Source organism: Leptospira fluminis, from assembly GCF_004771275.1.
Taxonomy (GTDB): domain Bacteria; phylum Spirochaetota; class Leptospiria; order Leptospirales; family Leptospiraceae; genus Leptospira_B; species Leptospira_B fluminis.
Genome location: NZ_RQEV01000001.1, coordinates 1 through 12,041 on the forward strand (window position 1 = coordinate 1; position 12,041 = coordinate 12,041).

Below are 12,041 nucleotides of genomic sequence, written 5' to 3' on the forward strand. Positions count from 1 at the left end.
TATAGATTTCAATACTTGATATACTTACTTTACTTAAAGGGATGATTGGGAAAAGAAATGCCTATTTTCTCTTTAAGAGACTAAAAAAGGATTCATTATACTATGCTATACTGACAATCGCCTTTCCACGATTACTCCATTCGATTTTATTTTCTACTGGAAGCTTTCGAATTTCCTTCGGGCAATCATAAGCTCCTCGATCAGGATGAAAAATGGATCTTTAAGTCACCAGTTCAAAGACTTCCTTCTACCTCCCAATGAGAACAAAGACATTACCAAGATCATGGCAAAACGGCCCTACGTATGCGTAGACACTGCTGTATTGTATTCTGCGGGAGAAAGAGCTAGTCAGAGAAGGAAACGATACAGTCATAGAGGACAAACCTCTTCTATCTACCTTTCTGAGAAACTAGGAGGGAAACAGATCGGGACTTTAGTCCAAACAATTGCTATTAAAAACGGACCTGTATTCTTCTCTTCTGTCCCTAACCAAAAAGCCGAAACCTTAGGACCTTTAATCAGAGAGCATTTGCCTACCACCACTCCACTTTTCACGGACCAAGGATATCCTTGGCTTTGGGGAGTGTATAGAAATCATAGAAGTGTAAACCACTCTGCTCATTCCAAGGATAACAGGTTTCGGTGGGCAAGAAATCGTTGGAGCAAGAATGGAGTCCATAACCAGGTAGCCGAAGGAAATCACAGGCTTTTAAAAGCAGCATTCTCTTCTTACGGATATATCAGGCCCAAGTATTCCCAGTTATATTTGGATGAGTTTGCTTTCATTAAGAACACTCACGTATTCGGCTTGGATGCGTTGGTGGAGTCGGTTGGGGAAGGTGAAGGTTCTTGTCGGAATAGGGATGTCTTTTCCCCCCGATCGGGAGCTACCGTAGGGCGGACGGTTGGGATTCGGGGGAAGGGATGATTATTCATCTCCCCCTTCGAATCCCAACCGAACCCTACCCTTCCCCCGAATCCAACCTCACCCTACTATAGAAAATTCCTCAGAAAACCAAACCTCAGATCCTTCCTATAAACCCCATATCCTCAGAAACAACCCTCCGAACCTAAACACCCAATTCTTCACTGCTCTTACGAAGAAAATCCTGAAGGACTTCTACCCCAAGACTTGTCCGAATCCGAAATGCGAGAATAGACCGTTAGAGAAAGAAATCTCTACTCACCCAGAATTAATCCGTTGTTCTAAATGTAGGTATCTAACCTCCAGAATCTCTTATACTCCCCTTCATCATTGTAAGCTACCCCTTTGGATGTTCGGATACGTATTCTACGAATCCCTTCTTCAATACCCAAAAGTAATCACAGCAACAGAGATAAGCAAAAAGCTAAGAATCGGAACTAATGCTGCTTCCCTGTTAAAAAGAAGATTCCAGCTCTTTTGTTCGGATCAATTACCTAAGTTTAAGTCCCTTACTTACGAATCCCTAAGCCACCAGTTCAAAGACTTCCTTCTACCTCCCAATGAGAATAAAGACATTACCAAGATCATGGCAAAACGCCCCTACGTATGCGTAGACACTGCTGTATTGTACTCTGCTGGAGAAAGAGCGAGCCAGGGAAGGAAACGTTACAGTCACAGAGGACAAACCTCTTCTATCTATCTTTCTGAGAAATTAGGAGGAAAGCAGATCGGGACTTTAGTCCAAACAATTGCGATTAAAAACGGACCTGTATTCTTTACTTCTGTTCCTAACCAAAAAGCGGAGACTTTAGGACCTCTCATCAGAGAGCACTTACCTACGACTACTCCACTTTTCACCGACCAAGGTTACCCCTGGCTTTGGGGAGTGTATAGAAACCATAGGTCAGTCAATCACTCTGCTCATTCCAAGGATAACAGGTTTCGGTGGGCAAGAAATCGTTGGAGCAAGAATGGAGTCCATAATCAAGTAGCCGAAGGAAATCACAGGCTTTTAAAAACAGCATTCTCTTCTTACGGATATATCAGGCCCAAGTATTCACAGTTATATTTAGATGAATTTGCTTTTATCAAGAATGCTCAAGTATTCGGATTAGATACGTTGGTGGATTCGGTTGGTGAAGATGAAGGTTCTTGTCGGAATAGGGATCTCTTTTCCCCCCGATCGGGAGCTACCGCAGGGCGAACGGTTGGGATTCGGGGGAAGGGATGATTATTCGGAAAGAATCTTCAACTTCTTGCTGAAGATATAATCCTGTAAAAATACCATATCGTCCGGATTCGAATCGAAAAAATTCACTCCGAGATGGTATCTCCCTTCGGGCATCTCCATAAATCGGACGACTTCTCCGCGCAGAATCAAATCCCTTTCCGCGATCGGAACGAACATTTTTATTATATTATGTTTTTTTAAATATTCAAACGTCCTCTTCTCCTCTATCTCGAACAAAAGGCCGTTCATACTTATATCCAGTATTTTCGTCGCCGCCTTGGCCATCTTGTAGTTTTCCTGGCGGATATATACCTTGGTGAACGCGTACGTAAGGATCTCCCCCAATTCCTGGATATATAGAGCCTGCTGTCTTGCTATCGAAAACTTATCCATAGCGGTGGAATACACCCGAATATGACCAATAACATCGTTGAATAAACGCACAGGTGTTGCCACATAGGAAATCATGAAGTTTCTCACTTCGTCCTTCTGCATATCCCGAAAAAAAGCGTCGGCCTTAGCCTGCCCCAGCGCTTGAACCATTCCGAGATATTCCTCCCGAAAATTTTCGAGAGACTCCTCCTTCTCTTCTCCTATATAGTTCATGATCAAGGAGCAGTCCGGAATATAAACCGTACAGTTATGCTCCTTCATAAACCTACCGATAAAACCGCCGTCCCGACCGGTTCCGTAAAGGACAATCTCGTAATCCCGGGATACTGTCATGATGTAATCCGTCGCCATAAGATTGATCAACTTCAGACTCGGATTATCTTTCTTGATTTCCTTCATCAAATGAAAAAACCTCTGTTCCACGTAAAGGTTCTTTCCGAGTTCTCTTTCTCCTCCGCTCAAAGAACGGTAGAGAATGACGTAATTCATAAACAAGTCGTCGACGGCGACCCTAAGATTCTTCCGAAACGCCGCGGCCTGGAGCTCCGCGGGAATCTTGATACGTACGTGATCCTCCCAAAACTGCAGGATCACGACTTCGAACTGATACAGTATATTCAATATTTCGAAACTAATTTTCGCCCGGAGGATCCCCTTGGACTGGACGTAGGGCACCAAGAGAGTCAGGGTATCTTCCGAGACCTCTTCTACGACCGCGCTGAACTTTTCCCCTTCGTAATCGAAAGGAAATTCCCTTTGATCCGCCTTTAAGCTATAAAACAGGTGTTTTACTAGGTTGATATCCGACCCGATGATCGTTTCTCCGAACATCGTTTCGAGAATTGTGATTAACTCCTGTAGACTATCCGACCTGCCGACTGCCATAAAACCGAAAAAGGAAAAACGATCCTATCTATCATTTTCGACTTTTGTAAAAGCCGAATCCAGCCGAACAGTTTTCTTTCTTTTCCGATCCCTTCTTTTTACGGAAAAAGTTATGGGACATATTCGCAAAAATACCGGAAGGAAATTGTTCAATAGGTTTTCGAAACTCCTGCCGAAAGAAATAGCATGGAACAGAATAAGTCCGAACTCAATCCCGAACTCTTCGATATGATGCGCCAAGGCAAACTTTCGGCGGCCAAAATTCTCGCTTTGATTTCGCTGAAAGAATTGGTGGATAAATTCGCCCACAAACCCTTCCTCGAACCGGAAAAGCTCGCGGAAATCAAGGCGAGAACGGGCGCGGAACCGGACATTCTGAGCTGGGGAGATTATTTTCAAACGGAAGTGGCGTCGCGTTTCTTCGATAAATCGGACTCCGACTTCTCTAAAATCGTGGATACGATCCGCTTCGACTTGATTTCCGCGCACCTGATTTTTTCCGGCAAGCCGGATTACTTTACGGATTCCGTCCGCGGCCAGGCCATCATTTCTAGATCCGTCGATTCCAGTTTTTGGACGTTGGAAGACGAAGAAAGCGTTCACCTGGAGATTCTACTGGACTATTACGAGCAGATGGGATTGGGGGAAAAACCTCTGTCCATCTCCGATAGAATTTGGTACGAAAGTTTCGAACTAAAACGGGAAGCCGTCTGATGGCGTTGGTGGATGCCGAAACCGTCGAATTGTCCCGTGATTCCAGAATAGAGATCCTCTACCTGAACAATCCGGAGACCAAGAATTCGATGACTACGGATATGGGCCTGGAATTCAAGGCCCACATAGATCGCCTAAAAAAAAGTTCTCCCCGCGTCGTCGTGATCACCGGCAAGAACGATATCTTTTCCGCCGGTGGAAATTTCGAGCTCCTGAAGTCCTTTGCCTCCAAGGACTTCGAAACGAATAAGCGGGAAATGTTCGAATTTTATAATCTTTTCCTCTCTGTACGGGATCTGGAAGTCCCCGTGATTTGCGCGGCCAACGGTCATGCCGTAGGAGCGGGACTTTCTATCACGTTCGCCTGCGACATACGTGTCTTTGCGAACGAAGGAAAATACCAATTCAATTTCGTGAAATTGGGCATCCACCCCGGAATGGGATCCAGTTATCTGGTCAGAGAACTCTTCGGAACCTCTCTTTCCAATAGACTTCTCTTTTTAGCGGAATCTCTGAACGGCACGGAATGTCTCAAGTCCGGAATCTGCTACGATTCCGTTCCGAAAGAGGAAGTGTTAAAGCGGGCTACCGAAATCGCGATTTCTCTTAGCGAAAGCGCACCCTTGGCGCTTTCGGAACTGAAAAGGAACACTTACAACCGGGAAGCCCTAAACGCGGCCTTACGTTTGGAAGCGGAATCCCAAGCCCGCAATTTTCTTTCCAAAGATTTTCGGGAAACGATCAAATCCATCGAGGAAAAGAGAAAGCCCGTCTTCAAGGGATTCTGATTCCCCGAGGAAAGTGACCGGAAAATCCGGTCGCTTTTTCGATCCGATCCATGTTCCCATCCGAAATTCAATCAGAAATATCTAATTTACCTTCCCGAACGGATTCCTTCATTGCTTTGAAGGTCTCCCTATAATCGCTCCAGGCGTTCCATACTACGAAGCCCTCGCTTTTACTGACCACGCTCGCCTCTATCTGTGCCTTGACGTAATCCTTCAGATTCTTTTTGGAATGGGAGATCTTCATCGAAAATCCCTGGATATAACCTACGACCCTCGTCTCCGGCAAGGCTCTTTTCTTGGCATTGGTCAGTCCGTCGAAGATGGTTTTGTACGGATTCGAGATCCGTTCCGGATGACCGTAAAAATGGGAAGGATACAACATAGGATAGAGAACGTCCACAAGCTGCGCAAAAACCTCCACCTTCTGTCCGATCGTATCATCCTTGTTAAACGGAATTCTACCGAAGATATCGGCGCCCAAGTAAGGCGGATCTTCGCACTTATTGGCTTCGCTCCGGATCCTGGAGATAATGGATCCTATATTTTGATACTTCTTCTTTACCGGAATCTTGAGCTCCGACTCGTCCGCGTAGCGAATATAATCCAGTTGGATCTCCGGAAAACCGGACTCGCACGCATTTCGAACGGTTTGCAGGATGGAATTCAACCGGGAAGGAGCGGGGAATTCCGTCTTCAATCCTCCTGCAAAATTCACGAGACGTCCGATCGGATAAAAGCCCAATTTCCGAACCCGATCGATCTCCGCACGGGACGGAGTGGTCGCCTGCAAATCGATCACAAGAACGTTCACTCCCGCGTCCGCCGCCTCCGTAAGAAGTGCTTCCCATTTTTTCCGATGCGAGCGGTTTGAAACCAAAGAGTTATGCACATAGATTCCCCGATAAAATTTGGGAGGCTTGCTGTCTGAACTTATGGCTTTCCTCGGAATCGGTTTCGTTTCGGGAAACTCTTCCGATAGTTGTTTCGACTCCTTTTCCGGCCGTACTCCGGCAGGTTTAGAAGAACGGTTCGCGGTTTCTAAGAATCCGCTCTTCGCTCGGGCCTGTTCCTCTTTTCCCGCCGATCCGGAAGAAGAAGAGATTTCCTTTTTTCTCGTGTTTTCCGGAAACGGAAGGGTGAATTCCGCACAAACGGAAAGCGGAAAGAAGGAAAAAAGAAATAAGGGTAAAATGGAAAACGATTTGCGCAAGTTTCCTCTCCGGTCTAGTAATAAGTATCGAAACGAGCCGCTCCGATCTTTCCTCGAAGTTTTGAACGTAGGAAAAAAACGGGAGGAACCAAATGAAATTCGGATATGTGTACGAGGACGTTTTTCTAAAACACGATACCGGCAAATTCCATCCGGAACGCCCCGAAAGGTTGGAAGCCGTTTTGGAACGGTTGGGAAAGACTTCCTACTTCGGATCTCTCCTCCGAGTTCCTTCCCAAAAAATACCGCCCGAGCTGATTCTTTCGGCACACGATCGGACCCACCGAGACCGTTTTCTTTCCATCGAAGGGAAGCAAGGCAGCTTTGACGGAGACACCCCTTTTTCTCCGAAAAGCCACGAAGCGGCCCTCCTCGCCGCGGGGAGCGGAGTCGTCCTAGCGGACCGAATTCTTTCGGGAACCTTGGACAGCGGAATCGCCTTGGTTCGTCCCCCCGGCCACCATGCGGAAACCGGAAAAGCCATGGGGTTTTGTCTTTTGAATAATATCGCGATCACCGCCGGCTACCTTTCGGGCCAAGGAAAGAAGGTGTACATCCTGGATTGGGACGTGCACCACGGCAACGGCACCCAAGAAATCTTTTACGGGTCGGACCGGGTGTTCTTTACCTCTCTTCACCAATATCCTTTTTATCCGGGCTCCGGTTCCGCAAACGAGACGGGAAGCGGAGAAGGAAAAGGCTTCACTCTCAACATCCCTCTCCCGGAAAATTCGGGAGACAAAGAATATCTCCGAGAATTCGCGGAGAAGGTACTTCCTTCCATAGAATCGTTCCGACCGGACTTCCTACTGATTTCCGCCGGATTCGACGCCCACAAAAGGGATCCCTTAGGCGGAATGACTCTTTCAACGGAAGCCTTTGCCAAATTTACGGAAATGACTCGGAAAGCGGCCTCCCAATCCGGAGCGCCCATCCTTTCCTTTCTGGAAGGAGGGTACGATTTAGAAGCTCTGGCGGAGAGTGTGGAAGCCCATATCGCGGTTTTAGCAGGATAGGACATCTAAAAAAATGACCACCCTCGTTCGAAACTTCGCCGATAGGAGGAATATGCAGGAGTTTTCTCCCCAATCGGACCTTGCTCATCGCTTTCGGAATTATGTACTCCTGCTGGACAGACTTCTGAGGGAAGTAGAAGAGGAACTCCAAGAAAACCGAGCCGCCAGGAACGAATGGTCGGAATGGAATCGGAATTGGAAGAAGGTTTGGCTCTGTCCGACCGAAGAAAACCGGCAATTGCGGGAAATCGTCTCCGTAAAGTTACGTAACAGACTTCCCTGATTTCTCCCCGCTCTCTTTTGCTCGGGACTTCCTCGAAAAAAGGGGTTGAAATTATGTCTCTAAATGGATTCAATCGGAAATACTGGGGAATAAAATGGGGAGAAAACTGCCGCCTAGACTCTTTTTGTTCTTCCTATTAGGCCTCACCCTCGTTGCCTCCCTTCCTTCGGAACCCCTCCCGTTTTTCGCCTTAAAGGAAAAGGAAGCCAAAACATTCTTTAAAAGAGGATTGGCGTATTATAACAAGGGGGAATTCGCCGCCGCAAGGGAAAACTTCCTCAAATCCCTTTCCTTAAAACCGGACTTTACTCACGCCAAGTTCTTTCTATCCGAGACCTATTATCTTAGCGGGGATTGGCAGGAAAGTCTCGCCGAACTGGAACAGTTGGAATCTTCCGGCAAGCTTGGACTCATCCGAAAGAACAGACTGGATGCTTTGAGATTCCAATTCGGAGGCGGAAACAGGAAAGACACGTTAGAATATTATAAATCTATAAATGGGGATAACCTCCGTCGTTTCAGATTCAGGAACCCGACCGATATAGCCGTGGACGAGGAGGGATATCTCTACGTCGCGAGTTTCGAAACCGCGAATATCCTCAAATTCGACGCGAACGGGAACCCGGTGGACAATTTCAAAGGTTCTTTCGGGAGAAACATGGACGGGCCTACCGCGATCACGATCCGCGGGAAATCGATTTTCGTCGCGGATTACTCCGGCGATAAGATCTACGAATTCGATACGCGCGGAAGCTATGTGAATCGTTTCGGAAATACGGGAAAGCAAAACGGAAGTTTTCACGGACCTTCCGGTATTTTCCTCACGAGAGAAGGCTACTTGTTCGTTTCGGATATGGGCAACGATCGTGTCCAAAAACTCTCCAAAAACGGGGACTTCCTGCAGGAAATCGGAAAAGGCATTCTGAGACAACCGGCCGGTCTCAAAGTCAATACCAGAGGAGAAATCTACGTAGCCGATAAGGGAAACAGAAGGGTCGTCGTCTTCGATAAGGAAGGGAATTACTTGAAGGAAATTTCCCATCCTTCCTTCAAAAAGCCGCGCAACCTCACGATCCGCGAGGATAAGATATACATCGCCGACGAAGGCTCCGGCTTATTCGTCTACGACTCCGTCTCCAAGAATTGGTCCGGTTTCGAAAGCTTTCGCGATTCCAAAAACAACGTCAGGAACTTCGACCAACCGTTTTCCGTCTGCTTCGATTATACCGGAACGATGTTCGTCACGGATTTCAACAGACATCGGTTGGACATCTTTTCTCCCAAGGGACAACTCGCTTCCAACTTGGATCTGTTGATCGAGAGAGTGATCAGTTCCGATTATCCCGAAATCTCTCTGGTCGTCCAAGCCAAGGACCGTCACGGAGTCGCGGCAAAAGCGATTCCCAGAAATTCCTTTAGAGTCTACGAGATGGACAACCTTTCTCCTTTGATCGGATTGACCGACATGAGAAAATACGATCACCGCGTCAGCGTTTCCATCGTTGCGGAAAATTCCAGGTTGATCGCGGATTCCTACCCTTTGATCGAAAAATCCTTACGACCTTTCCTATCCGAACTCAGAGCCGAAGACAAGCTGCAATTGCTGCGTTCCGGCAAGGACACCCAGGTGGCTTATCCGTTCGGAAAAAGTATGTACGATATCCTGAAGTCCGTCCGAGCTTTCGTGCCGGAAGAGGAATCGCAGATCGGCAAATCGTTGCAGAGGGGAATCACCGACCTACTGGACAGCATCGGACCTCGCGCAGTTCTCGCCATCGTTTCCGGAAAAGAATTGCGGGCAGGCTTCACTCAATTTCCTCCCACGAAAATCATCCGCTTTGCGGTCGCGCACGACATTCCCGTTTTCTTTTTCTGCCTGGGAGAAGAAGGCGGATCCACTTCCGTATATAGGGAGATTGCGGAAAAAACCGGAGGAAAATTCCTCCTCATACCGGGAGGCGGAGCGGAAAAGAATCTCCGGAATTGGATCGAAGCCAAAAAGGATCGCAGATATCTTCTTTCCTTCAAAAGCAGAATAGACTCTTCCGGCGGAGACGTTTATATTCCGGTGGTCGTGGAAGCTATATTCAGAAATTCCAATGGAATGGCGGAGACGGGTTTCTTTACTCCATGAAAGTCCTTTACGCATCCCCTACTCTTCTACTCTTCCTCTTAGGAACTCTTCTCGTTTTCCCCGGCCCGCAAAGCGCGAAAGAAACGATCGAATGGATCAAAGAGGGAGAATCGTTTTTAAAGACGAGGAACTATCCGAACGCTTACGATTCTTTCCGGGAGGCGATCCAAAAAAATCCCCAGTCCGTGCGCTCCCACCTTGGCCTTTCCGAGGCCGCTCTTCGCCTTCATAAGGAAAAGGAGGCGCTTCGCTCCCTGAATAAGGTATTGGAGTTGGAGCCGAAAAACAAAGCGGCAGTGAGGTTAAAGGCAGACACCCTAGCGAGATTGGGCAAGTATGAGGAAGCGTTGTCCGTGGTACGGCCCTTTCTGGAAGAGGACAAATACGATCCGGATCTTTTCCCCGTCTTGGTGGAGGTTCATCTGGCACAAGGCAACGTGGAAAAAGCCTCCTTCGAGTTGAATTCCGCCCTTTCTCGCCTTCCCAAAAACAGAGAGATTCGAATGTTAGAAGCTAGGAGCGCCGCCTTAGGCGGAAATTTCTCCAAAGCCCAAACTCTCAGGAACCAACTAGAAGCGGAAACCTCCGACGATCCGGCGGTATTTTTGGAGTCCGGAAAATTCCTCCTCCTTTGGGCGGAAAAACTTTCTGGTCCCAAGAGGGGATCCAAGATCCAGGAAGCCGCCGAAAAATTCGAACGTGCGATAGCCCTTTATCCCGACGAAGAGGATGCTCTGAGACAACTCGCCAAGACAAGGCTTTATGCGGGACGTTATTCCGATGCGGAAGAACTTCTGAATCGGCTGTTGGATCGCTTTCCCTCTTCCACCGAATACCTGTATCTTCGCTCTTTCGCTAGATTGAAAAAAGAACCGGAATCCAAGGAAGCAAAATCGGACTTGGAACGGATCATGATTCTGGACGATTTGGATCCTCTCACGAGAGAACGAGCCGAAACGTTTGCGTTGGAATCGTTAGCGGAAGGAAACGGAACCCGCAGGAATTTGGGGGAATACCGTTTGCAGCGTTTCCGTGCGAATAGAAACTCCTTCTTATACGACCTGGCTTGGGCGCATTTGACGAGAGCCAGAGAGCTCCTCCCGAACCGGCCGGAAATTCTGGTACTTACCCTGGAGGAATACAAAAGAAGGGGATTATTCCCCCGGTATTTCAATCTTCTATTGACCCTGAGGGAAAAATTTCCGGATAACAAAAAATACGGCTACGCCGTGGAAAACAATCTGGATAATTTTAAAAAATCGTTAAGTTATCGGGAAGGATTGGTCAAAATCGGAGACTTCGGAATTGAGGAGGACTATGGACGGACTCCTCCGGAACTTCTGGTCTTCGATCCCGAAAGCGAAGACTTTTTGTCCAAATATCCGAATGCTTCGACGATCGTCGGAAAAGCCCTGCGTTCCTTTTTGTCCAAAGACCCTAGAGTCAAGGCCGTGGACGTGGATTCTTTCCTGAAGAAAGGGGTTCTTGATACGGAACCGTACTCGGGAGCCGTTTCAAAAACCGAAAAGAACTTTTCCGAGATCAAAAATTCCAAGGGAGAGCAGATCCGCTTCGTAGCGAGCGGGAAATTATCCTATAAGAACGGTGCACTTCGCATAGAATGGAGCCTAAGGGACCACAAAGAGGAAAAGGTTTTGGGAACTTTCCGCGTCTACGCCAACGGCCGCGACGGTCTAACGGAAGCTACTTTAAGAAGTCGTGATAAACTCCTCGCTCTGATTCCCGCCATGGGTCGGGTCCATAGAATCAAAGAGGATTCCATCGTCGTCAACGCAGGAATCGTGGACGGCATAACCAGGGGAACCGTGCTCTATCTTTACAATTCTTCCGCGAAAGTGGGGGAAGCCGTGGTGGAAGAAGCGGACCTGTACACTGCTAAGGCCGTACCGACAGGAGGCGAGGAAATCCTCCGTATCTTGGCCGTGGGAAATCGGGCCTATTGGCACCGAGGCAAAGGAACTCCTACAAACGAAAAATAAACCTTCCTTTGAGAAAGGTGCAAACCTTACTTGCTTTTTAATAACGAGTTATCATTATTGGTAAATATGAGTTTCCTTCGGAAACAGTCTATAAATAGAGACTCCAGGCCTTTCTTTCGGAAGAGCGTAGCGACTCTGTTTGTACTAGCGGCGTTTCTAGGCGGATTTTATCTCAGCACTACCCACCAGCATTCTACTCCGGACAAAAAGGCGATCCATGCGGAAAGCAAGCGTTCCTTAAGTTCCGAACATCTCTGCTTCCTGTGTTCCCACGGGCAATTGGGTTCGACGGAAACCGGAAAGCCGTTCCGACTGCTTTCCACGAGCGTATTCTTAGTCCTTATTTTTTCCCCCACTCTCATTGTCCGTAAACACCCTGCAAGCGACTGTCTTAGAGGCAGAGCACCTCCTTTTCTTTCCTAAACTTCGCGTTCCATAAATCGTCCTTTCGTTAGGGCGAAA

10 protein-coding genes and 1 pseudogene are annotated in these 12,041 nt (G+C 47.6%); 9 read left to right on the top strand and 2 right to left on the bottom strand.

Translation table 11 applies throughout. From position 1 onward, the window contains the following. Window positions 1-217: 217 nt before the first annotated feature. Both EHO61_RS00005 and EHO61_RS00010 read left to right on the top strand, forming a co-directional pair. Window positions 218-928: pseudogene (locus EHO61_RS00005) on the top strand (transposase); the annotation flags it as partial. A 67-nt stretch (window positions 929-995) separates the two neighbouring features. Next, entirely contained in the window at window positions 996-2,156 is a 1,161-nt protein-coding gene (locus EHO61_RS00010; protein WP_246031942.1) for a transposase, read from the top strand. On the opposite strand, the gene EHO61_RS00015 is transcribed toward EHO61_RS00010, so the two are convergent. Beyond that, on the bottom strand, window positions 2,157-3,434 hold the full coding sequence (locus EHO61_RS00015) for a PilZ domain-containing protein (protein WP_135811626.1): 1,278 nt from the start codon (window positions 3,432-3,434) through the stop codon (window positions 2,157-2,159). A gap of 186 nt (window positions 3,435-3,620) precedes the next feature. On the opposite strand from EHO61_RS00015, the gene EHO61_RS00020 reads away from it, so the two are divergent. Beyond that, window positions 3,621-4,148, top strand: coding sequence for a hypothetical protein (locus tag EHO61_RS00020; protein ID WP_135811627.1), 528 nt, complete (start codon window positions 3,621-3,623; stop codon window positions 4,146-4,148). Continuing rightward, window positions 4,148-4,936: an enoyl-CoA hydratase/isomerase family protein gene (locus EHO61_RS00025; RefSeq protein ID WP_135811628.1), complete on the top strand. Its 789-nt coding sequence runs from the start codon at window positions 4,148-4,150 to the stop codon at window positions 4,934-4,936. Before EHO61_RS00020 ends, EHO61_RS00025 begins: the two co-directional genes overlap by 1 nt. A 67-nt stretch (window positions 4,937-5,003) precedes the next feature. Here EHO61_RS00025 and EHO61_RS00030 read toward each other — a convergent pair whose 3' ends face one another. Continuing rightward, the gene (locus EHO61_RS00030; RefSeq protein WP_135811629.1) at window positions 5,004-6,146 is read right to left on the bottom strand and encodes a putative glycoside hydrolase; all 1,143 of its coding nucleotides are present in this window, start codon (window positions 6,144-6,146) and stop codon (window positions 5,004-5,006) included. A gap of 92 nt (window positions 6,147-6,238) precedes the next feature. Here EHO61_RS00030 and EHO61_RS00035 point away from each other — a divergent pair, with 92 nt between their 5' ends. The 5 genes from EHO61_RS00035 (at window position 6,239) to EHO61_RS00055 (ending at window position 12,002) form a co-directional block, all read left to right on the top strand. After that, complete coding sequence (locus EHO61_RS00035) at window positions 6,239-7,162, top strand: histone deacetylase family protein (protein ID WP_135811630.1); 924 nt, start codon at window positions 6,239-6,241, stop codon at window positions 7,160-7,162. 13 nt (window positions 7,163-7,175) lie between these two features. Beyond that, window positions 7,176-7,445 carry a hypothetical protein gene (locus EHO61_RS00040; RefSeq protein ID WP_425460321.1) on the top strand — a complete coding sequence of 90 codons (270 nt, stop codon included), beginning with the start codon at window positions 7,176-7,178 and terminating at the stop codon, window positions 7,443-7,445. A gap of 94 nt (window positions 7,446-7,539) precedes the next feature. Next, window positions 7,540-9,579: a tetratricopeptide repeat protein gene (locus EHO61_RS00045; RefSeq protein ID WP_135811631.1), complete on the top strand. Its 2,040-nt coding sequence runs from the start codon at window positions 7,540-7,542 to the stop codon at window positions 9,577-9,579. Further along, window positions 9,576-11,579 carry a tetratricopeptide repeat protein gene (locus EHO61_RS00050; RefSeq protein WP_135811632.1) on the top strand — a complete coding sequence of 668 codons (2,004 nt, stop codon included), beginning with the start codon at window positions 9,576-9,578 and terminating at the stop codon, window positions 11,577-11,579. Before EHO61_RS00045 ends, EHO61_RS00050 begins: the two co-directional genes overlap by 4 nt. Window positions 11,580-11,645: 66 nt before the next feature. Next, the gene (locus tag EHO61_RS00055; RefSeq protein ID WP_135811633.1) at window positions 11,646-12,002 is read left to right on the top strand and encodes a hypothetical protein; all 357 of its coding nucleotides are present in this window, start codon (window positions 11,646-11,648) and stop codon (window positions 12,000-12,002) included. The last annotated feature ends 39 nt before the right edge of the window (window positions 12,003-12,041 follow it).